This window comes from Mycolicibacter senuensis, from assembly GCF_002101885.1.
GTDB classification, from domain to species: Bacteria; Actinomycetota; Actinomycetes; order Mycobacteriales; family Mycobacteriaceae; genus Mycobacterium; species Mycobacterium senuense.
On the sequence record NZ_LQPS01000020.1, the window covers coordinates 1 to 21,637 of the forward strand.

At 66.9% G+C, this 21,637-nt stretch carries 24 protein-coding genes and 1 tRNA gene; 12 read left to right on the forward strand and 13 right to left on the reverse strand.

Going from position 1 to position 21,637, the window contains the following annotated elements; all coding sequences use genetic code 11:
- The 7 genes from AWC24_RS22075 to AWC24_RS03775 all read right to left on the reverse strand — a co-directional run.
- On the reverse strand, positions 1 to 185 hold a 185-nt coding region (locus AWC24_RS22075; protein ID WP_133055694.1), incomplete at its 3' end, for a hypothetical protein.
- Positions 186 to 514: 329 nt separating this feature from the next.
- Positions 515 to 1,393 (reverse strand): SDR family NAD(P)-dependent oxidoreductase, encoded by an 879-nt coding sequence (locus AWC24_RS03750; RefSeq protein WP_085082219.1) that lies wholly within the window; start codon positions 1,391 to 1,393, stop codon positions 515 to 517.
- Positions 1,390 to 2,142 carry an enoyl-CoA hydratase/isomerase family protein gene (locus AWC24_RS03755; RefSeq protein WP_085082370.1) on the reverse strand — a complete coding sequence of 251 codons (753 nt, stop codon included), beginning with the start codon at positions 2,140 to 2,142 and terminating at the stop codon, positions 1,390 to 1,392. The genes AWC24_RS03750 and AWC24_RS03755 overlap by 4 nt, the downstream gene beginning before the upstream one ends.
- Before the next feature lie 17 nt (positions 2,143 to 2,159).
- Complete coding sequence (locus AWC24_RS03760; RefSeq protein WP_085082221.1) at positions 2,160 to 2,588, reverse strand: carboxymuconolactone decarboxylase family protein; 429 nt, start codon at positions 2,586 to 2,588, stop codon at positions 2,160 to 2,162.
- Positions 2,589 to 2,598: 10 nt separating this feature from the next.
- Positions 2,599 to 3,462, reverse strand: coding sequence for an NAD(P)-dependent oxidoreductase (locus tag AWC24_RS03765; RefSeq protein ID WP_085082223.1), 864 nt, complete (start codon positions 3,460 to 3,462; stop codon positions 2,599 to 2,601).
- Positions 3,459 to 4,211 (reverse strand): SDR family oxidoreductase, encoded by a 753-nt coding sequence (locus AWC24_RS03770; RefSeq protein ID WP_085082225.1) that lies wholly within the window; start codon positions 4,209 to 4,211, stop codon positions 3,459 to 3,461. Before AWC24_RS03770 ends, AWC24_RS03765 begins: the two co-directional genes overlap by 4 nt.
- A gap of 20 nt (positions 4,212 to 4,231) precedes the next feature.
- A complete protein-coding gene (locus AWC24_RS03775) occupies positions 4,232 to 5,701 on the reverse strand; it encodes an aldehyde dehydrogenase (RefSeq protein WP_085082227.1) in 1,470 nt (489 codons plus the stop codon).
- Positions 5,702 to 5,868: 167 nt separating this feature from the next.
- Here AWC24_RS03775 and AWC24_RS03780 point away from each other — a divergent pair, with 167 nt between their 5' ends.
- The 10 genes from AWC24_RS03780 (at position 5,869) to AWC24_RS03825 (ending at position 15,162) form a co-directional block, all read left to right on the forward strand.
- Entirely contained in the window at positions 5,869 to 6,507 is a 639-nt protein-coding gene (locus AWC24_RS03780; RefSeq protein WP_407663453.1) for a TetR family transcriptional regulator, read from the forward strand.
- A complete protein-coding gene (locus tag AWC24_RS03785) occupies positions 6,504 to 7,733 on the forward strand; it encodes a cytochrome P450 (RefSeq protein ID WP_085082229.1) in 1,230 nt (409 codons plus the stop codon). Before AWC24_RS03780 ends, AWC24_RS03785 begins: the two co-directional genes overlap by 4 nt.
- On the forward strand, positions 7,734 to 8,564 hold the full coding sequence (locus AWC24_RS03790) for an SDR family oxidoreductase (RefSeq protein ID WP_085082231.1): 831 nt from the start codon (positions 7,734 to 7,736) through the stop codon (positions 8,562 to 8,564). It begins immediately after the preceding gene.
- Positions 8,561 to 9,916, forward strand: a complete 1,356-nt coding sequence (cyp51, locus tag AWC24_RS03795; RefSeq protein WP_085082233.1) for a lanosterol 14-alpha demethylase — start codon at positions 8,561 to 8,563, stop codon at positions 9,914 to 9,916. Before AWC24_RS03790 ends, cyp51 begins: the two co-directional genes overlap by 4 nt.
- Positions 9,917 to 9,926: 10 nt before the next feature.
- Positions 9,927 to 10,130: a ferredoxin Fdx gene (gene fdx / locus AWC24_RS03800; RefSeq protein ID WP_085082235.1), complete on the forward strand. Its 204-nt coding sequence runs from the start codon at positions 9,927 to 9,929 to the stop codon at positions 10,128 to 10,130.
- A 2-nt stretch (positions 10,131 to 10,132) separates the two neighbouring features.
- Complete coding sequence (locus AWC24_RS03805; protein WP_083037524.1) at positions 10,133 to 10,696, forward strand: nuclear transport factor 2-like protein; 564 nt, start codon at positions 10,133 to 10,135, stop codon at positions 10,694 to 10,696.
- A gap of 26 nt (positions 10,697 to 10,722) precedes the next feature.
- Entirely contained in the window at positions 10,723 to 11,811 is a 1,089-nt protein-coding gene (locus AWC24_RS03810; RefSeq protein WP_083037523.1) for an NAD(P)H-dependent amine dehydrogenase family protein, read from the forward strand.
- Positions 11,812 to 11,819: 8 nt separating this feature from the next.
- The gene (locus AWC24_RS03815) at positions 11,820 to 12,560 is read left to right on the forward strand and encodes a glucose 1-dehydrogenase (RefSeq protein WP_083037522.1); all 741 of its coding nucleotides are present in this window, start codon (positions 11,820 to 11,822) and stop codon (positions 12,558 to 12,560) included.
- 68 nt (positions 12,561 to 12,628) lie between these two features.
- On the forward strand, positions 12,629 to 13,879 hold the full coding sequence (locus tag AWC24_RS03820) for a cytochrome P450 (RefSeq protein ID WP_407663454.1): 1,251 nt from the start codon (positions 12,629 to 12,631) through the stop codon (positions 13,877 to 13,879).
- A 155-nt stretch (positions 13,880 to 14,034) separates the two neighbouring features.
- On the forward strand, positions 14,035 to 15,162 hold the full coding sequence (locus AWC24_RS03825; protein WP_085082237.1) for an NDMA-dependent alcohol dehydrogenase: 1,128 nt from the start codon (positions 14,035 to 14,037) through the stop codon (positions 15,160 to 15,162).
- Positions 15,163 to 15,221: 59 nt separating this feature from the next.
- On the opposite strand, the gene AWC24_RS03830 is transcribed toward AWC24_RS03825, so the two are convergent.
- Entirely contained in the window at positions 15,222 to 15,752 is a 531-nt protein-coding gene (locus AWC24_RS03830) for a YceI family protein (RefSeq protein WP_085082239.1), read from the reverse strand.
- Between the two features lie 112 nt (positions 15,753 to 15,864).
- On the opposite strand from AWC24_RS03830, the gene AWC24_RS03835 reads away from it, so the two are divergent.
- Positions 15,865 to 16,269 (forward strand): HIT family protein, encoded by a 405-nt coding sequence (locus AWC24_RS03835; RefSeq protein WP_085082376.1) that lies wholly within the window; start codon positions 15,865 to 15,867, stop codon positions 16,267 to 16,269.
- 3 nt (positions 16,270 to 16,272) lie between these two features.
- Here the strand turns inward: AWC24_RS03835 and AWC24_RS03840 are convergent, their stop codons facing one another.
- Positions 16,273 to 17,730: a sensor histidine kinase gene (locus AWC24_RS03840; RefSeq protein WP_085082378.1), complete on the reverse strand. Its 1,458-nt coding sequence runs from the start codon at positions 17,728 to 17,730 to the stop codon at positions 16,273 to 16,275.
- Between the two features lie 52 nt (positions 17,731 to 17,782).
- The gene (locus tag AWC24_RS03845) at positions 17,783 to 18,502 is read right to left on the reverse strand and encodes a response regulator transcription factor (RefSeq protein ID WP_064854227.1); all 720 of its coding nucleotides are present in this window, start codon (positions 18,500 to 18,502) and stop codon (positions 17,783 to 17,785) included.
- Positions 18,503 to 18,610: 108 nt separating this feature from the next.
- Here AWC24_RS03845 and AWC24_RS03850 point away from each other — a divergent pair, with 108 nt between their 5' ends.
- Complete coding sequence (locus AWC24_RS03850; RefSeq protein WP_085082241.1) at positions 18,611 to 19,354, forward strand: MlaD family protein; 744 nt, start codon at positions 18,611 to 18,613, stop codon at positions 19,352 to 19,354.
- 349 nt (positions 19,355 to 19,703) lie between these two features.
- Here AWC24_RS03850 and AWC24_RS03860 read toward each other — a convergent pair.
- From AWC24_RS03860 to AWC24_RS03870, 3 genes are all read right to left on the reverse strand, one after another.
- A tRNA-Thr gene (locus tag AWC24_RS03860) sits at positions 19,704 to 19,779 on the reverse strand.
- 81 nt (positions 19,780 to 19,860) lie between these two features.
- Positions 19,861 to 20,721, reverse strand: a complete 861-nt coding sequence (locus tag AWC24_RS03865; RefSeq protein ID WP_085082245.1) for an alpha/beta fold hydrolase — start codon at positions 20,719 to 20,721, stop codon at positions 19,861 to 19,863.
- Between the two features lie 55 nt (positions 20,722 to 20,776).
- Positions 20,777 to 21,637, reverse strand: coding sequence for an SDR family oxidoreductase (locus AWC24_RS03870; RefSeq protein WP_085082247.1), 861 nt, complete (start codon positions 21,635 to 21,637; stop codon positions 20,777 to 20,779).

A 21,637-nucleotide genomic window follows, 5' to 3' on the forward strand; every position in this document is an offset into this window, starting at 1 on the left:
TCAGAACCGCTGTCATCGACACCGAAGAAGTCCCAGAACGCGTCCAGGCCGAAATCATCGGCGTGCGCAGCCGGCGCGGACGCCAACGGCGCCATCCCAAACCCCAAAAACGCCGCCACCGCCGACGACGCCGCCAGCGTCCGACGGTTCTGCGATCGACGATTACTGTTGCGCTGACGAGCCACTTCGCTGCTCCCGAATCCCTGAGTCTGCAAGCTGAGAACGCGGATAATGTCCGCGGGAACGGAAGCTACCGATTTATAGGAAGACTAACCAATCGGAAATCGGAGAGAAGTCTCCTGAGATAGACTTCTAATGACGTAACAACGGTTGAAAGCCCTGGTCGGCTGTCAAAAACACATGATGTCCACCACAGTGGACTCAGAGCGTGAGAATCGCCATACTGCTGAGATGGGCTATGTATCTACTGAGAATGGCCGATCACTTTTAGCTGGTTCGGGGACATCTGCCGCCAGGACCGAAGCCGTTCACCGGGGCATCGAGGGCCGTCGCCTCAACTACCCGTCACCATCGCGTGCAGTTCGGCCATCGACCACGGTGACGCGTCACGGTGATCGCGGTAACCCAGCACCGCGGGGACGGGTCGGTCGAAGCGGCCGACGAAGCCGCCGGAGGCCAGGAACACCGATCCGGTCACGCTGCTCGCCAGGTCACTGGCCAGGTAGGCATACAGTGGGGCCACGTAGCCGGTCGGCGCCGGATCCAGCGACGCCTGCATGGTGAACTCATCGAGCAGGCCCCGAGCGTGCAGGTCGCGGATGTGCTGTTCGTAGTCGGCGCCGGTCGACAGGCGGGTCTTGGCGCCCGGGCACACGACGTTGGCCCGCACCCCGTGCTCGGCCAGTTCGGCGGCGACGGCCAGGGTCAGGGAGTTGATCGCGCCCTTGCCGGCGGGATAACCGGTGCCGCCGTAGTCGCCCAGAAATGCCACCGAACCGCTGTTGACGATCGATCCCCGTCGCTGCTCGGCCATGATCGGGGCGGCGGCCCGGCAGGTGTGGAAGGCCGTGCCGAGATGCGCGTCGAGCAGTTCCTGGAACTGCGCCCCGGATATCGACAGGATCGAGGAACCGGCGGGTTCGGCGACGCCGGCGCAGTTGATCAGCACATCGACACTGCCGTATGCCTCCCGGCAGGCCGCCATCAGCGCCGTCGCGGTGGCCTCCGTGTTGGCGGCCCCGGACAGCCCGACGGCCCGGCCTCCCGAACCGGTGATCGCCGCGACGGTGCCGTCCACCGCATCCGGGTCGCGGCCGTTGACCACCACGCCGGCGCCGGATGCCGCGAGCAGTTCGGCGACCGCCCGGCCTACGCCCCGACTGCCGCCGACCACGACGGCAGCCCGCCCGGCGAGCGCTGTCGCACCGGTCATGGCGTCGAGGTGAAGGCCGCCAGCGCCTCGGCGTTGGCGCCGGAACCCATCAGCTCGGCGAAGTAGGCGTTCTCCCGCTCGCGGGCGGCCGCCACACCCGGCAGCGTGGGGGCGGCGATGCTCTTCTTGACCGCCATCAGGCTGGCGAGCGGTCGCGCCGCGAGGATGTCGGCGTGCCGTTGCGCCTCAGCCATCAGGTCATCGGGCTCGCAAACCTTCCAGACCAAGCCCATGTCGAGGGCTTGCTCGGCGGTGATCCATTCCGAGGACATCAGCAGCCAGGCGGCGTTCTGCCGGCCGATCAGCCGCGGCAGCAGATACGACGAGGCTGCCTCCGGCGCGACACCGAGACTGGTGAACGGGCACATCAGCCGTGCGGTCGACGACATGAACGCGAGGTCGGCGTAACCGAGAATGGTCGTGCCGATGCCGATGCCGACTCCGTTGACCGCGCAGATCAACGGCTTCACGAATCCGTTGAGCGCGTCGATCAAACCCAGGAAACCGTGCCGGCCCGGAGTGAAATCCGTTGCGGCGACGCGCGCCTGCATCTCCTTGAGGTCGGTCCCGGCGCTGAAGGCCCGGCCGGTGCCGGTGAGCACCGCGACCGCCACCTCGGGATCCTGCGCTGCCTGCAGCAGCGCCTCGGTGGTGGCGTCGTAGAGCGCCTCGTTGAAGGCGTTGAGCGCCTCGGGCCGCGCCAGGGTCAAGGTCCGCACGCGTCCGGTGGTGGTGATCTCCAGAGTCAAGGTGCGCTCCACATTCCCTACTCGCCGCCGTGCATCTTGACCGCGGCGTCGACGTTGGCCTTCTTGTCCTCGGCCTGGCCCTTCGCCGCGGCCTTCTTACGCCTGGCCACCACGGCGTCGACCGCGCCGTTGAGCGCCGATCCCAGCGGGAACCCGAGGTAGTGGGTCACAAAGACCGCCATCTCCTTGAGTTCGGCCTCGGTGAGCTCGCCGTTGAGCAGTGCGGCATTGATCTGTATCTCAGCCAGGTCGCGGTTGCCGACCGCGGCCACCGCCGTCAGCGTCATGATCCGCTTGTCGCGCATCGACAACCCAGGGCGGGTCCAGATCTTGCCGAACAGGTGGTCGACGGTCAGATCGAAATACGGGTCGCCCTCGAAGTTGGGCATCTCCCAGCCGTAGACCTCGTTCATCTTGGCCAGGCCGGCACGGCGCAGTTCGTCCATCAGATCTCTCCTAGTCGTTGGTATGCGGCACGCCGAGGCCGGCGGCCAGTTCGCCCAGCGCAACCTGGGCGAGCGGGAGGTCGACCCCGGTGGCCTGCCCCAATGCCAGTGCGAGGCTGAGGTCTTTCTCGCCGAGCCCGCGGGTGTGGGTGAAGGCCTCGTGCAGGAAGTGGTCCGCCGGCAGTGGCGCCGTCGAGTCGAGCAGCATGATCGCGCCGGGACCACTGGTGAGCGCGTCGGTGTGCCGCACCACCCGGCCCAGCGCCTGCAGATCCAGCCCGGCCGCCTCGGCCAATTTCATGGCCTCGCCGGCCGCTGCATAGGCGGTGAACGTCAACATGTTGCGCGCCAGCTTCATTCGCGTGCCGGCCCCCGGCTCACCGGCATGGATGACCAGCGACGCCCATTGCTTGAACGCCGGCTTGATCTGTTCGTAGACGGCCCGCTCGGCACCGACCATGGTGGCCAGCTGGCCCTTCTCGGCGGCACCGGCACCGCCGCTGACCGGTGCGTCGATGACATGGATGCCCTGCGGCTTCAGCTGGCCGGCCAGTTCGGCGGCGGTGGTGTCGGCGATGGTCGAGTGGATCGCGATGACGGTGCCCGGCTTCGCGCTGACCGCCAGTTCGGCGACGACCTCGCGGACCTGAGCGTCATCGAGCACCGTGACGCTGATGATGTCGGCTGCCGCTGCGACGTCGGCGAGGCTGTCGGCCGAGCCGGCCCCGGCCTCCACCAGCGGCGTCATCGCTTCGGTGCGCACATCGAAAACCGTTACACCGCCGGGCCACTCGACCATTCGCTTGGCCATCGGCGCGCCCATGTTGCCGAGGCCGATGTAGCCGAGACGCGGCGTTGCCTCAGTCGTGCTCATGATCGGATGATCTGTCCGCCGTCGACGTTGAAGATCTGTCCGGTGATCCACGACGCCTGGTCCGACAGCAGGAACAGACACATCGGAACCAGGTCCTCCGGCGTACCCATCCGTGCGAGCGGCAGCTGCTGCACCATCTGCTTTACGATGGCCTGCGGCGTGGTGACCCGGTTGGCCTCGGTGTCGATCGGGCCCGGGGCGATCGCGTTGATCCGGATGTTGCGCCATCCCAGCTCACGGGAGAGTTGCTGGGTCAGGCCGTTGACTCCGACCTTGGCCAGCCCGTAGAAGTTCGCGTACACCCACGCGGCGGTCGACGACTGGTTGACGATGGCGCCGCCGCCACGCTTGGCCATGTGCTCGTAGACCGCGCGGGTGCAGATCAGCGCACCGTCGAGGTTCACCCGCATGAACTTCTCGTAGTAGTCCCAGGGCACGGTCAGCAACCCGTCGAGCTTCATGCCGCCGAAGATGGCGGCGTTGTTGACCAGGTAGTCGATCCCACCGAATTCCGCGACGGCCGCGTCGGCCATGGCCTGCGCCGACTCCGGGTCGGAGACGTCGACTCCCACCGCGATGGCCTTGCCGCCGTCGGCGACGATCTGCTTGGCGACGTTCTGCGCGCCCTCGAGGTTGATGTCGGCGATCACCACCGCGGCGCCCTCAGCGGCCAGCGCCGCCGCGTACGCCTCGCCGATCCCGCCGCCGGAGCCGGTGACGATGGCCACCTTGTCGTCGAATTGCCCCATCTGCTTCTCTCCCTTGCTTATCAGTTCGCTGCTGTCGCAATGGCTTTGATTTCCAGGTACTCCTCGAACCCGGCCACACCCATCTCGCGCCCGTTGCCGGACTGCTTGTATCCGCCGAACGGCATGTCCGCCGAATACCAGACCCCCCCGTTGACATTGACCGTCCCGGCCCGCATCCGGGCGGCGACCGCGGCCGCCCGCTGCGCGTCGGCGCCGTAGACGGTGGCCGACAGCCCGTAGGGCGAGTCGTTGGCGATCCGCACCGCGTCGTCGTCGCCGTCGTGGGCGATCACGGTGAGCACCGGGCCGAAGATCTCCTCGCGGGCCACCCGAGCATCATTGGTCAACCCGGCGATCAGGGTGGGCTCGATGAAGAAGCCTGCGGGTTGATCCGCCGGACGCCCGCCGCCGCAGGCGAACTCACCACCCTCGGTGAGCGCCAGATCCAGGTAGCTCTGCACCCGGTCGCGCTGGCGCGCCGAGATCACCGGACCGCAGACCGTGCCGGGTTTGCTGGGGTCGCCGGGCTTGATCGAGCCCATCGTGCCGGCCGCGATGGCCACCGCCTCGTCGTAGCGGGCCCGGGGCACCACCAGCCGGGTGGTGATCGCGCAGCCCTGCCCGGCGTGGATGCAGACGGAGAACGCCGCCACCGAGCAGGCCGCGGCGAGGTCGGCGTCGTCGAGCACCACGAAGGCCGACTTGCCGCCCAACTCCAAGAAGACCTTCTTGATGGTGGCGGCTGCGTCGGTCATCACGCTGCGGCCGGTGACCGTCGAACCGGTGAACGAGACCATGTCCACCCGAGCGTCTTTGGCGAGCATGGCGCCCAGCGTGTGGTCGGTCGAGGTGACGATGTTGACGACGCCCGGTGGGATGTCGGTGCGCTCGGCGATCAGCTCCCCGAGCACCGCAGCGACCCACGGGGTGTCGGGTGCGGGTTTGAGCACCACGGTGTTTCCCGCGGCCAGCGCCGGGCCGAGCTTGGCCAGGTTGATCTGGTGCGGGAAGTTCCACGGGGTGATGGCGCCGACGACGCCGACCGGCTCGCGCACCACCGACCGGCGAGTGGGGATGCCCATCGGGGCGGCGTGGCCCAGATCCTGCGTCCATTCGTAGCTTTCGGCGGTGTCCGCGGCGAACCCGAGGTCCTCGACGGGGCCTTCGAGCTGAGCGGCGGCGGTGAGCATCCGCGGCGCACCTACCTCGGAGATGGTCAGCTCGCGCAGCTCCTCCACGTGCTCGCGCAGCACGTCGCGCAGCTGGCGCACGCAGCGCACCCGCAGCTCGGTGTTGGTCGACCAGTCGGTGTCGTCGAATGCCCGCCGTGCCGCCTCGATGGCGCGGTCCATGTCGGCACTGTCAGCGTTGGCCGCCTCGCCCAGCACCTCCTCGGTGGCCGGGTTGACGGTGGCGAACCCGCCGGCCCCGCCGGGGGTCAGCTTTCCGTCGATGAGCAGCCGGCTCACGCCGTCGGCCAGTAGCGCCATCAGTCACTCCCACAGCTGTTCGGTGCCCCACCTGAATTGGACACTTGTCCGTTATCGCTCGATCGAACCCTAGCGGCAGAATTGCAGCTCTGGCAACCCGGTGGTCCGGATATCGTTATTTCCCAGCGGACTTGCCCAACCAAGCGGCCTTCGGCTACGTTGGACACGTGTCCAGTGAATCCGTGGCGGCAGTCACACCGGAGACCGGCGCATCGGCAGTGCCGTCCGCGCCCCCTGGCGCTCCGGGCACCCGCAACCGTCGTCAGGAGGAGACCTTCCGCAAGGTGCTGGCCGCCGGTGTCGAGATGCTGCGCGAGACCTCCTATGCGGACCTGACCGTGCGCGCGGTGGCCGCCCGGGCCAAGGTCGCCCCGGCGACCGCCTACACCTACTTCTCCTCGAAGAACCACCTGATCGCCGAGGTCTATCTGGACCTGGTGCGTCAGGTCCCCTACTTCACCGACGTCAACGAACCGATGCCGAGCCGCGTCAACCAGGCGCTGCGCCATCTGGCGCTGGTGGTGGCCGACGAACCCGAGGTCGCGGCGGCCTGCACGGCGGCGCTGCTCAGCGGCAGCGGCGACCCGGCCGTGCGCACGGTGCGCGACCGGATCGGCGGCGAGATCCACCGGCGCATCACCTCGGCGATCGGGCCGGGCGCGGAGCCGGAGAAGGTCTCGGCCTTGGAGATGACGTTCTTCGGCGCCTTGGTCAACGCCGGCAGCGGCGCCTTCACCTACCACCAGATCACCGATCGGCTGTCCTATGTGGTCAGCCTGATCCTCGAATCAGGAGCAACCCGATGAGCCTGCAGGCTGTGACCACACCGGGCCCACCCGTTCTGAACCCTTACGACTACAACTTCCACGAGGACCCGTTCCCGTATTACCGGCGGCTGCGCGACGAAGCCCCGGTGTACCGCAACGAGGAGCTGAACTTCTGGGCGATCTCGCGTCACCAGGATGTGCTGCAAGGGTTCCGCAACAGCGACGCACTGTCCAACCGTGACGGCGTCTCCCTGGACCCCGTCTCGCGCGGCCCGCACGCCCAGCTGGTGATGTCGTTCCTGGCCATGGACGATCCACAGCACCTGCGGCTTCGCACGCTGGTGTCCAAGGGCTTCACCCCGCGCCGGATTCGCGAGCTCGAGCCGCAGGTGGTGCGCTTGGCCCGCCAGCATCTGGACAACGCGATCCAGCCCGGATCCGACGGCACCTGCTCGTTCGACTTCATCAACGACTTCGCCGGCAAACTGCCGATGGACGTCATCTCCGAGCTGATGGGAGTGCCGGAAGTCGACCGGGCGCGGATCCGAGAGCTCGCCGACGGGGTGCTGCACCGCGAGGACGGGGTGACCGATGTCCCCCAGTCGGCGATTCAGGCGTCGATGGACCTGATGACCTACTACAACGAGATGATCGCCGGCTTCAAAAAGAACCCGGCCGACAACCTGACCTCGGCACTGCTGGAGACCGAGGTCGACGGTGACCGGCTCGGCGACCAGGAGATCCTGGCGTTTCTGTTCCTGATGGTGATCGCCGGCAACGAGACCACCACCAAGCTGCTGGGCAGCTCCATCTACTGGGGGCACCGCAACCGTGACCAGCTGGCATCGGTGTTCGCCGACCGCTCCCGGGTCCCGCTGTGGGTCGAGGAGACGCTGCGTTACGACACGCCCAGCCAGATCCTGGCGCGCACCGCCGCCGAGGATTACACCCTGCACGGCATCACCATTCCGGCCGACTCGGTGGTGCTGCTGTTGCCCGGTTCCGGCAACCGTGACGAGCGGGTCTTCGAGGACCCCGACGCCTTCCGGATCGGCCGGGACATCGGCTCCAAGCTGCTCAGTTTCGGCAGCGGCGCCCACTTCTGCCTCGGCGCGCACCTGGCCCGGATGGAAGCCCGGGTGGCCCTCGACGAACTCTTCAACCGGATCAGCGACTACCAAGTCGACGAAGCCAACGCCGTGCGGGTGCATTCATCCAACGTGCGCGGCTTCGCCGATCTCCCCATCACCGTCAAGGAGGCCTAAGTGCCACGTTTCGATCCGCCCCCGGCCCGCCGGCCCGCCATCGTCGCGGGGGCTTCCTCGGGAATCGGCGCCGCGACGGCTGAAGAGCTGGCCCGCCGCGGTTTTCCGGTGGCCTTGGGCGCCCGGCGCACGGAAAAGCTGACCGAGCTGGTCGACAAGATCCGTGCCGACGGCGGCGAGGCCGTGGCGTTTCCACTGGATGTCACTGATGTCGATTCGGTGAAATCGTTTGTGGCGTCCAGCATCGACGCGCTGGGTGAGATCGAACTGCTGGTCTCGGGAGCAGGTGACATGTTCCCCGGCCGCATCCACGAGACGAGCACCGAGGCGTTCAACGACCAGATCCAGGTGCACCTGATCGGCGCGAACCGCCTTGCCACCGCGGTGGTGCCCGACATGGTGGCCCGCCGGCGTGGTGACGTGATCTTCGTCGGCTCCGATGTCGCACTGCAGCAACGCCCGCACATGGGCGCCTACGGCGCCGCGAAATCCGCGCTGGTCGCGATGGTCAACAACATGCGGATGGAGTTGGAGGGCACAGGGGTTCGCGCCTCGATCGTGCACCCCGGCCCGACGCTGACCGAGATGGGCTGGAAGCTCTCCGCCGAACAGGTGGGCCCGATGCTCGAGGACTGGGCCAAGTGGGGCCAGGCCAGGCACAGCTACTTCCTGCGGCCGGCCGATCTGGCCCGTGCCATCGCGTTCGTCGCCGAGACCCCGCGCGGCGCCCATGTCGTCAATCTGGAAGTGCAGCCGGAGGCGCCGCTGCACGACACCGACTCCGATCGCCAGCACCTGCAACTGGGTGAGGAAGGAATGCCGCAATCATGACCGTCACGACTGAAGTTCCCCGGGTCTCGGGAGGCGAGGCCGAGCACGGCCACCTCGAGGAGTTCCGCACCGACCCGATCGGGCTGATGCAGCGGGTGCGCGACGAATGCGGGGACGTCGGCTGGTTCGACCTGGCCGGCCGAAAGGTGGTGCTGCTGACCGGCGCCGAAGCCAACGAGTTCTTCTTCCGCTCCACCGACGACGAGCTCGACCAGGCCGCGGCCTACCCCTTCATGACGCCGATCTTCGGCAACGGCGTGGTGTTCGACGCTCCGCCGGAGCGGCGCGCGGAAATGCTGCACAACACCGCGCTTCGCGGCGACCACATGAAGCGGCACGCCAGCACCATCGAGCACGAAGTGCGCAAGATGATCGCCGACTGGGGTGACCAGGGAGAGATCGACCTACTGGAGTTCTTCGCCGAGCTGACCATCTACACCTCGACGGCCTGCCTGATCGGCCAGAAGTTCCGCGAGGAACTCGACCACCGGTTCGCCGAGCTGTACTACGAGCTGGAGCGCGGTACCGATCCGCTGTGCTACGTCGACCCGTATCTGCCGATCGAGAGCTTCCAGCGCCGTGACGCAGCGCGCGTCAAGCTGGTCGAGCTGGTGCAGGGCATCATGGACGGCCGAATCGCCAATCCGGAGACGGACAAGAGGCGCCGGGACATGATCGACGTCATGGTCTCGATCCCCGACGAGAGCGGCAATCCGCGGTTCTCCGCCGATGAGATCACCGGCATCATCATCTCGATCATGTTCGCCGGGCACCACACCAGCTCCGGGACCAGCGCGTGGACGATGATCGAGTTGTTGCGCCACCCGGAGGCACACGCGGCGGTCACCAACGAGCTCGACGAGCTCTACGCCGACGGCGAGGAGGTGAGTTTCCATGCGCTGCGCCAGATCCCGAACCTGGAGAACGTGCTCAAGGAGACTCTGCGGCTGCACCCGCCGCTGATCATCCTGATGCGGATGGCCAGGGGCGAGTTCGAGGTCTGCGGCTACCCGATCCACTCCGGCGACATGGTGGCGGCGTCCCCGGCGGTGTCCAACCGGATCCCGGAGTCCTTCCCCGAGCCGAACGAGTTCGTGCCGGAACGCTACAACGAGCCGCGGGAGGAAGACGTCATCCAACGCTGGACCTGGATTCCGTTCGGGGCCGGCCGACACCGCTGCGTCGGCGCGGCGTTCGCCACCATGCAGATCAAGGCGATCTTCTCGGTGCTGCTGCGCGAGTACGAGTTCGAGATGTCACAGCCGCCGGAGAGCTACCGTAACGACCACTCCAAAATGGTGGTGCAACTTGCCCGTCCGGCCAAGGTGCGCTATCGGCGGCGCACCAAATAAGGGGGATCCCATGGCTTTTCAAGTCAAGGTCGACCTGGATCTGTGCCAGGGCCACGCCATGTGTGAGCTGGAGGCACCCGATTACTTCCGGGTGCCCAAACGCGGCAAGGTCGAGATCCTCAACGACGAGCCACCGGAATCCGACCGTCGCCAGATCGAAGAGGCCGTACGGGCCTGCCCCACCCGAGCGTTGTCCATCGAAGAGAAGGAATAGAAATGCCGACCTCCCACCCCCACTCCCGCGAGATTCTCGAAGACTGGGTCGAGCGCTGGTTGCAGGCCAACCGTGACGCCGAAGCCGCCGGCGACTGGCGCAATCTGGCCGACTTCTACACCGACGATGCCACCTACGGCTGGAATATCGGCCCCAAGGAGGACGTCATGTGCGTCGGCATCGACGAGATCCGGGACATCGCCCTGGGCCTGGAGATGGAGGGGCTGGACAACTGGCAGTACCCGTACCAGAAGGTGCTCATCGACGACAAGCAGGGCGAGATCGTCGGGTTCTGGAAACAGGTCGCGACGGACTCCGATGGAGTCGAATCGGAGATCTACGGCTTCGGCGGCAGCTGGTTTCGGCTCGCCGACAAAGACGGGCGGCCGCTCATCGAGTGGCAGCGTGACTTCTTCGACTTCGGTCACGTCCAGAAGCTCTACCTGGATCTGATGACTGCCGGCAAACTCTCCAAAGGCATGCAGAAGCGCATCGAGCGCAGCCTGGCCGGCGAGAAGCTCCCCGGCTACTACCCGCTCGGCAAGTCGCCGGTACCGCTCTGGTAGCCCACAACTGACACCCAGGAGAACACGTGGCCATCCGTGTCGCTCTGATCGGCACCGGCAACGCGGGGCGCATCGCCCTGCGGGGGCTGATCGGCAATCCCGCATACGAGCTCACCGGGGTGTGGGTCTCGACGGCCGCCAAAGTGGGTCGCGACGCCGGTGAGTTGGCCGGCCTCGACGTCCATACCGGCATCGCCGCTACCGATGACTTCGATGCGATCATCGGAGCCAAGCCGGACGCTGCTGTCTACTGCGCCATGGGGGACACCCGTCTGCCCGGCGCCCTGCGCGACGTCTGCCGGCTGCTCGCGGCGGGCATCAACGTCATCGGCACCGCGCCCGGGGTACTGCAGTACCCGTGGGGTGTCATCCCGGATAAGTTCATCACTCCCGTCGAAGATGCTGCCCGCCAGGGCAATGCGAGTGTCTACGTCAACGGCGTCGATCCCGGCTTCGTCAATGACCTGGTGCCGTTGGCGTTCGCCAGCACGTGCGAACACGTCGAGCAGATCCGCTGCCTGGAGATCGCCGACTACGCGACCTATGACGGTGCCGAGGTGATGTTCGACGTAATGGGCTTCGGCAGTCCCCTCGACGAAGTCCCGATGCTGCTGCAGCCCGGCATCTTGAGCATCGCGTGGGGCGCCGCGATGCGCGAGCTGGCCAACGGGTTGGGTGTGACCCTGGATGCCATCACCGATTCCGCTGAGCGTGAACCGGCGCCTGAGGCGTTCGACATCGCGGCCGGGCACATCCCCAAGGGCGGTGTCGCCGCACTCAAGTTCGAGATCCGCGGCATCGTCGACGGCCATCCGCTGATCGTGGTGGAGCACGTCACCCGACTGCGCAGCGACCTGCGGCCGGACTGGGCGCAGCCGGCCCAACCGGGTGGCTCCTATCGCGTGGAGATCACCGGCGAGCCCTCGTACACCGTCGACATCCGCCCGACCAGTCGCCACGGTGACCACAACTACGCGGCGATCGCGGCCGGGGTGGGACGAGTCGTCAACGCCGTTCCCGCCGTTGTCGCAGCACCGCCGGGCATCGTCACCACATTGGACCTGCCGTTGGTCACCGGCGGCACACAGATAATCACCGAATCATCGAAAGGCTGAGGACAGCTATGGGGCGTGTCGCCGGAAAAGTAGCTCTGATCAGCGGCGGTGCGCGTGGGATGGGCGCATCTCACGCTCGCATGCTGGTCGCCGAGGGCGCCAAAGTGGTCATCGGCGACGTGCTCGACGAGGAGGGTGCGGCGCTGGCGGCCGAGCTCGGGGACGCCGCGGTCTACGTGCACCTCGACGTCCGGGACCCCGAGCAGTGGGCCGCTGCCGTGACCGCCGCCGTCGACGGGTTCGGCAAGCTGAACGTGCTGGTCAACAACGCCGGCACCGTTGCGTTGGGCTCGCTGCGCAAGTTCGACCTGGACCAGTGGCACGCCGTGATCGACGTGAACCTCAACGGCACCTTTCTCGGCATGCGGGCGGCGATCGACTCGATGATCGCCGCGGGCGGCGGATCCATCATCAACGTGTCCTCCATCGAGGGGCTGCGCGGCGCACCGATGGTGCACCCCTATGTCGCCTCGAAGTGGGCGGTGCGCGGGCTGTCCAAGTCCGCCGCCCTGGAGCTGGCGCGTCACAACATCCGGGTCAATTCGCTGCATCCGGGATTCATCCGCACCCCGATGACCGAGCATCTGCCCGAGGACATGGTCACCATCCCGCTCGGCCGGCCCGGCGAGTCAGAGGAGGTCTCCACCTTCGTGGTCTTCCTGGCCAGCGATGAGTCCTCTTATGCCACCGGTTCGGAGTTCGTCATGGACGGCGGTCTGGTCACCGACGTGCCGCACAAAACCGGTTGACATCAGGTCATACACGCTACCATCGTGCGTATGACCGACGACCGGATTGCCGGCCCCGACAACCAGAGGTGTTCGTCTTGACATCAACCCAATCAGCCTGTCCGTTCGGCGCCGGTTTCGATTTCACCGATCCGGACGTCCTGTTGCACGGCATGCCGATCGCCCAGTTCGCCGAGTTGCGCAAGACGGCGCCGGTCTGGTGGAACGAGCAGGCTCCGGGCAGCAACATCTTTGATGACGGCGGCTACTGGGTGATCAGCAAACACCAACACATCAAAGAGATCTCACGCGACAACGATGTGTGGTCGACGAACACCAAGGGCGCGGTGATGCGGCTGCCCGAAGGTGTCACCGCTGACCAGTTGGAACTGACCAAGGCACTGCTGATCAACCACGACCCGCCCGAGCACACCCGGCTGCGCAAGCTGGTGTCGCGATTGTTCACGCCGCGTTCGGTGGGTGCGCTGGAGGAGAAACTGGCGCATTCGGCACGCGACATCGTTGCGGCGGCCGCCGAGAAGGCCACCGGCAACTTTGTCGATGACATCGCGATGAAGCTGCCACTGTTGGCGATCGCCGATCTGATCGGGGTGCCGGAGGCCGATCGGGAGAAGTTGTTTCACTGGACCAACTCGATCATGAACACCGATGACCCCGACTTCGACTCCGATCCGGCCATGGCCAACGCCGAACTGATGGGCTACGCCTACACGATGGCCGAGGAGCGCCGCCACTGCCCGGCCGATGACATCGTCACGCGGCTGGTCCAGGCCGACATGGACGGCGAATCACTCGGCGAGACCGAGTTCGCGTTCTTCGTGATCCTGTTGGCGGTGGCGGGCAACGAGACCACCCGCAACGCCATGACGCACGGCATCAACGCCTTCGCGGAGAACCCCGATCAGTGGGAGCTCTACAAGCGGGAGCGACCCGAGACCGCCGTCGACGAGATCGTCCGCTGGGCCACCCCGGTGCACTGCTTCCAGCGCACCGCCAAGATTGACACCGAGATCGGTGGGGTGCCCATCGGGCAGGGACAGCGGGTCGGCCTGTTCTACAGTTCGGCCAATTTCGACGAAGAGGTCTTCGAGCGGCCCTTCGCTTTCGACATCCTGCGTGACCCCAATCCGCATCTGGCGTTCGGCGGGCAGGGTACGCACTACTGCATCGGCGCGAACCTGGCCCGCATGGAGATCCGGTTGATGTTCGACGAGATCGCCAACCAGCTACCAGACATCACCAAACTGGCTGAGCCGCAACGGCTCCGTTCGGGCTGGATCAACGGGGTCAAAGACCTACAGGTCTCCTACCACGGGTAGGCCCACCCGGTGGCAATCGGTCTATCAGACGGTTGGTCGGGAGGCCCTTTCCCCCGGCCTGGGACGGGCTATAGGCTGCGACGAGTGGGCTGCCCGGAGTCCCGAGCCAGGCCCGGGGACGTTTCCGGATATTCGAGAATGAAAGCAGGTTCGTGGTGAAGACAAAGGGTGCGTTGCTCTGGGAGTTCAACAAGCCGTGGTCGGTCGAGGAGATCGAGATCGGCGACCCCCAGAAGGACGAGGTCAAGATCCAGATGGAGGCGGCCGGCATGTGCCACTCCGACCACCACCTGATGACCGGCAGCATCCCGATGGCCGGCTTCCCCGTCCTGGGCGGACACGAGGGCGCGGGCATCGTCACCGAGGTCGGTCCCGGCGTGGAGGACATCGCTCCCGGCGACCACGTGGTGCTGTCCTTCATTCCGTCCTGCGGTAGCTGTCCGACCTGCCAGGCCGGGATGCGCAACCTCTGCGACCTGGGCGCGGGCCTGCTCAACGGCGTGGCGGTCAGCGACGGCACCTTCCGCGTCACGGCCCGTGGCCAGGGCGTGTACCCGATGACGCTGCTGGGCACCTTTTCGCCGTGGATGGTGGTGCACAAGACCTCGGTGGTGAAGATCGACCCGGCCATCCCGTTCGAGGTGGCCTGCCTGGTGGGCTGCGGTGTCACCACCGGTTACGGCTCGTCGGTGCGCACCGCCGACATCCGTCCCGGCGACGACGTCGCGATCGTCGGCGTCGGCGGGGTGGGCATGTCCGCCCTGCAGGGCGCGGTCAATGCCGGCGCCCGCAATATCTTCGTCATCGACCCGATCGAGTGGAAGCGTGACCAGGCGCTGAAGTTCGGTGCCACGCACGTCTATCCGGAGATCAATGCGGCCATGGGCGGCATCATGGAGGTCACCGCCGGACTGATGGCCAAGAAGGTGATCGTCACCGTCGGTGAGGTGCACGGCACCGACGTCGACAACTACATGATCCTGACCGCCAAGGGCGGCACCTGCGTGCTCACCGCGATGGGCAGCATGCTCGACAATCAGGTCACACTCAACCTGGCGATGCTGACACTGCTGCAGAAGAACCTGCAGGGCACCATCTTCGGCGGCGGCAACCCGCAGTACGACATCCCCCAGCTGCTGTCGATGTACACGGCCGGCAAGCTGAACCTGGATGACATGGTGACCCGCCAGTACCGACTCGAGCAGATCAACGAGGGCTACCAGGACATGCTCGATGGCAAGAACATCCGCGGCATCATCCGCTACACCGACGCTGACCGCTAAGGCCAATTGATGCGATGAAGGGGCGGGGCCTCCGCTCCTTCATCGCATCAACGCCGAGACTAGTCCTTGCGGAACACCACGCTGGCCTTCAGCTTGGTCTTGTTTCCGACCATGCCCAGAAAATTGCCCTCGACTGCGAACTGCTTGCGGGTGACGGTCGTCTCGGTGGTCAGCCGCACGCCACCGTCGCCGAGCGGAGTTATGTCGACCTTCAGGGGCAGCGGGCCGGTGATGCCCTTGACGGTCAGGTCAGCGTTCAGCCGGGCCGCGTCACCACCGGCCGGCTCCCCGCTCTTGACCACGATGGTGATGTCTGGGTAGCGGTCGGTGTCGAAGAAATTCGACCGCCGCAGGTCATGGTCGCGGGTGCCCAGGCCGGTGTCGATCGAGGCGGCCTTGATATCGATACGGCCCGACACGGTCTTGGCGTCCTTGATCTCGCCGCTGCCAGAGAAATCGGTGAAAGCGCCACGCACTTTCAGCGCGCCCCACATCGTGCCGTTCTCGAACCGGATGCTCGACTGCTCGGTATCGAGGCTCCAAACGCCGACCGCCTCGGGACTGCTGAGAAATGTTGTGACAGCTGACATCTCATCTCCTCTACCTGTGGCGTGACGAGCACCCGCCAGGGGCACCAGCTCGCCTTCGATAATACGCAGCTACGCCCGCTAAATCCGGCACTCGGCGCATATGCTGAAGTTCATGAGCACTGTCTTCACCAAGATCATCAACCGGGAACTGCCGGGTCGGTTCGTCTACGAGGACGAGGACGTCGTCGGTTTCCTGACCATCGAGCCGATGACGCAAGGCCACACCCTGGTGGTGCCTCGCGCCGAGATCGACCACTGGCAGGACATTGACAGCGCGGCGCTCAGCAAGGCGATGGCCGTGGCACAGCGAATCGGCAAGGCGGTATGTCGGGCGTTCGACACCGAGCGCGCCGGAATGATCATCGCCGGCCTGGAGGTTCCGCACCTGCACATCCACGTCTTTCCGACGCGCAGCCTGTCCGATTTCGGCTTCGCCGGCGTGGACCGCAATCCGTCCCCGGAGTCCCTCGACGAGGCGCAGGCCAAAATCAAGGCTGCACTAGCCGAGATCCTTTGACACTCAGCTGATCTCGATTGGCAGGTCTGCCGGTGGGGTCGCCGTTTCGGCAAGCCGCGGTACTGCGACCCGAAAGGTGCAACCCTGACCGGGTGGCGAGCTCACGGTGACGGTGCCGTGGTGGGCACGAATCAACGAGTCGACGATCGAGAGTCCCAGACCGGTGCCGCCACTGGTACGCGCTCGCGACGAGTCGGTGCGGAAGAAGCGCTCGAAGGCCCGCTGTACGTCCTGTTCGCTCATCCCGGGCCCCTGGTCGACGACCTCGAGGATCGCGTCGGCGCCGTCGGTCCCGACCCGCACGGTGATCGCGGCGTCGTCCGGGGTGTGCTCCAGCGCGTTGGACATGAGATTGCTCAGCACCTGACGCAGCCGGGCATCGTCACCGAGCACCTCGGGAGTGCCGGGGCCGTCGAAGACCTCCAGTTCGATCGCGCGTTCCGGCGCGATCGCCCGGGCGTCGTGCACCGCGTCGGTTGCCAGCGCCAGCAGGTCGACCCAACGCCGGTCCAGCGGCCGCTGGGCATCCATCCTGGCCAGCAGCAGCAGATCCTCCACGAGCAGTCCCATCCGGCGGGCTTCGCTCTCGATGCGCGACATCAGCAGCTCGACGTCACGGGCCGCGCCCTGCCGGTACAACTCCGCGAAGCCGCGGATCGTGGTCAATGGGGTGCGTAGCTCGTGGCTGGCGTCGGTGATGAACCGGCGCATCCGCTCCTCGGAGACGCGCGCGTTGTCCGCCGAAGCGATCGAGGACGCCACCGCCTGCTGAATCTGCGCCAGCATGCCGTTGAGCGCGAGCGAGAGACGTCCGACTTCGGTGCGTGGATCACGCTCGGGCACGCGGCGGTCCAACTGGCCGGCGGCGATCGCCGCCGCGGTCCGCTCGACCTCGGCCAACGGGCGCAGGCTGCGGTTGACCACCAGGTATCCGGCGGCGCCGAGCACCACCAGCACCCCGACACCGATCGCCACCCGCGACCATGCCAGGTAGCGCAGCGTGGCCCGCGGGTCCGACAGGTCCCTGGCCACCGTGATCAGCCTGCCGTTCTCACCGTGCACCGACAGTGCCCGCCACTGCACGCCCGACCCGTCGACCGAGCCGATCGTGACCGGTATCGACCCCACGTCGTTGTCCGGTGGCAACTGCGGCTCGGCGTTCTGGTCGTTGACGACGGTCCAGACGCTGCCGTTGGGGTCGACGTCGCGAACGTAGAAGCTCGTCGGCGGCCGGCCGGGGTTGGGATCCTCGTCCGCCTTCGGCGGGTGCCGCCCACGCTGCTCGAGCGCCCAGCCGTGGGCCGCGTCGATCAGGGTGGCGTCGATCCGGCTGATCAGCCGGTGCCGCAGGATGGTGGTCACGGCGTATCCCTGTGCCAGCAAGCCGATGGCCACCATGGCCAGGGTGGCGGCGACCAGGCTGACACGCAGGGGCAGGATGCCGCGCGGGGGTTTCGCCATCCCCATATCTTTCGTCCTATATCCCGTTCCCGGCAATCACCGGCGGCATCCGCTAGCGCGGTTCGCGCAACACATAGCCGACTCCGCGCAGGGTGTGCAGCAGTCGCTTCTCGCCGGTGTCGATCTTGCGCCGCAGATAGGAGACGTAGGACTCCACCACATTGACGTCGCCACCGAAGTCGTAGCGCCAGACGTGGTCGAGGATCTTCGGCTTGCTCAGCACCGTGCCGGCATTGATCACGAAATAACGCAGCAGGGTGAACTCGGTGGGCGACAACGACACCGGCTGACCGGCCTTCCACACCTCGTGGGTGTCCTCATCGAGTTCGATGTCGGCGAAGGTCAGGCGCGAGTTGCGTGGCTCACCGGCGCCCTTGCCGGCCCGACGCAGGATGACCCGCAGCCGGGCCACCACCTCCTCAAGGCTGAACGGCTTGGTCACGTAGTCGTCGCCGCCGAGGGTCAGACCGGTGATCTTGTCCTGCAACGAGTCACGCGCGGTCAGGAACAGCGCCGGGGCGTCGATACCGTCGGCGCGCAGCCGGCGCAGTACACCGAACCCGTCCATCCCCGGCATCATCACGTCCAGGATCACCGCGTCCGGCCGGACCTCGCGCGCCCGGTCCAGGGCCGCCGGCCCGCTGGATGCGGTGTAGACCTCGAACCCTTGAAATTTCAAGCTGACCGACAACAGCTCGACGATGTTGGTCTCGTCATCGACGACCAGGACGCGGGCCTCGGGTGCGGCGTCTTGCGCAGCTGTTGCTCCCATGGAGTTAATTCCCTCCCGAATGGGTGAAAACAAACTGGAAACCAGCTGTGTGTTTGTTGTCAATCAAACTACCTGATATCGGGGGTGAATCGCCCCTACACTAGCCTGATGGGCCTGGCCAAGCAGCTTATCGCCGTGTCGACCGCGCCGGCGCGGATTGGTCTTTCGATCGCTGACGCCGGGCTCGGGGTCGCCACGGCGGCACTCGGGCTGGCCCGCCAGAGCCTCGGCGAACCCGAGCCGCACGGGCCGGCCAACTCGATGGCGCAGATGCTGGGGCTTGAAGACGCCATCGCCCGGGCCAACCGGCTGGCCAAACTGATGGACGACGACGCTCCCCTGGGCCGCGCCCTGGCCCCGGGCGGCCCGGCCGACCGGCTGCTGGCTCCCGGGGGGCTGGTCGACCAGTTGACCGGCCCGGGAGGCGTCCTCGACCGGCTCACCGCCGAAGGCGGCGGGCTGCAGCGGGCATTACAGCCCGGCGGACTCGTCGATCAGCTGACCGACGAGGACGGATTGATCGAGCGGCTGCTGTCCGAGGACGGCCTGGCCGACCGCTTGCTGGCCGAAGGCGGGCTGATCGACAAGCTCACCGCGCGCAACGGCCCGCTCGAGCAGCTCGCCAACGTCGCCGACACGTTGAGCCGGCTCGCCCCGGGAATGGAGGCGCTGGAGCCGGCCATCGAAACCCTGCAGGAGGCGGTGATCGCGCTGACCATGGTGGTCAACCCGCTGAGCAACATCGCCGAGCGCATCCCGCTGCTGCCGCGCCGGTCCAGCCGGCGCCCGTCGCCGCCGCGGACCGTGCGCTCTCAGCGAGTGATCGACACCGACCCGCCCGACATCGGGTAAAGCCCTAGTACGACCGGCCAGCGGCGTACCGCTGTCGCCGGTAATAGCGCCCCCTGCCGCGATTCCTCGCCTTGTACGTTGGCATGCCGTTCCACTTGCGCTCGATACCGCAGATCGCACAGCAACCGTGCTGCTGCTCCTCGAGGTAGTCCCGGACGTAGTTGCCCAGGTACGACGTGCGACCACAGATTCCGGTGTCGAGCCAGGCCGCCAAGAGCAAGCGTCGTTGATGTGCCTGTTGGCATGCGTTGCTGCAGAACACTCTTAGCCGACGTCCTTCGAAATCGGCTCCGCAGCCAAGACAGGTCACTGTCACAAGACGGACGCTATCCGCCGGTACCGACAGGAATGGAGCCGCGTGAGAGACTCGAACTCTCGACATCCGCTTTACAAGAGCGACGCTCTACCAACTGAGCTAACGCGGCCGGGGCCGGCTCGATGAGCCATGGCGATTGTACGACGGGCCGGCGCCGCTCCTGCTTTGGCCACGGTAGAACCGCGACTGCCTAGTCGCGGGTCAGGTACTCCAACACCACCCGAGTGAAGGCATCCTTGGCCTCGATCATGGCCCAGTGCCCGCAGTTGGGGAACACGTGGAACTCCGCGTTGGGAATGGTCCGCATCGGGATCAGCGCCATGTCCAGCGGGCTGACCCGGTCGTCGCGGCCCCAGGTGACCAGCGTCGGCGCCTTGACCCGGTGCATCATCGCCCACGGCAGCGGGCCCTTGGAGGCCTGCATCATCTTCACCATGTTGGTGAAGGCTTCCTTGCCGTACATCCGCCGGGCGCCGGCCAGCGTCTCGGGGTCGGTCGCCAGCTTCCAGCGCTCCTCGATGAGCTCCTCGGTGATCACCTTCGGGTCGTAGACCATCGACTCCAGCCAGCGAATGAGGCTCTCCCGGCTGGGGTTGTCGGTGAATTCCTGCAGCAGCCGGATGCCCTCGGCCGGCCCGGGGGTGAGCAGGTTGGTGCCGATGCCGCCGATGGTCACCAGCTTGCGCACCTTCTCCGGGCTGTTGATGGCGTAGTTGATGCCGACGCCGCCACCCATCGAGTTGCCGACGATGCTGAACTGGTCCAGGCCCAGCGCGTCGGCGAACTGCCCGACCGCGCCGAAGGCCGACACCATCGGGTGCCCGCCGAAGTCGTCGCTGACCCCGAACCCGGGGAATTCCAGCACGAGGCAGCGGAAGTGCTCGGCGAAAGCCGGCAGCACCCCGCGGTAGTTGCGCCACCCGGTGACGCCCGGTCCGGAGCCGTGCAGCAGCAGCAATGTCGGGCCGTCACCGGCCTCGTGGTAGCGCAGCACCCCTTGCTCGATGGTGACCTCGCGCACGGTCTCGTCGTGGCTCAGCTCTGCCGGCATTTCTCTCCTCAAGATCTCTCGAAGTCTTCAGACACGCTAACGCGAACGGCGCCGGTCAATGCGCCGGGGGAGCCGCACCGCGGAACGCCCGGAACCGCACCAGGTAGCGCGGTAGCCGCGACAATCCGACGCTGCGCGGCCAGTCGTCAGCCCGGAAGTAGGCGTCCGAACCGCCGTCGACAAAGATCACGCTGCCGCAGAGGAATTCGGCGGCATCGGAGAGCATGAACAGCATCCAGTCGGCCAGCTGGCCGGGATCGCCGAAGCCGCCGACCGGTACCGGAAAGCTGCGGACCGCGGTCTCCTGCCTGGGGGAGGCGAGCTGCTTCTCCAGCAGCGGCGTCATGATCGCCCCCGGCGCCAGGGCGTTGAGCCGAATCCCCGCCCCCGCCCACGGCGGCTCGACGGCCCGTCGGCGCACCCAGTGCGACACCGCGATCTTGGAGGCCGCGTAGGCGAACGACGGCGCGCCCGGCCCGAGCAGTCGCAGCCGGCGCATCGCCTTGGCCGCTTTCCCCGCCAACAGTGCCCGCACCGCCGATCGCGGCACCGCCGGCACCGTGGTCGTCGAATTGCTGGCGACGACCACCACTTTGGCGGCGCCGGATGCGGCCAGCGCCGGGCGCCATGCCTCCAGTAGCTCGACGACACCGAAATAGTTGACCTGCAGGATCAGCCGTGTCGCGCCCGGGGTGGGCCCGACGCCGGCGGCCAGCACCGCACCGTCCAAGCGACCCCCGCACAACGCGAGCACTTGCTCCCCCGCCGCTGCTCGTCCCTCGGGGCCGGACAGGTCGGCGATGACCTCGGCATCGCGCAAGTCGACGCCGATCACGGTGTGCCCGGCCGCGCGCAGCTTCGCCGCGGCCTGCTGCCCCATACCGGATGCCGAGCCGGTGACCGCGTAGACGCCCAC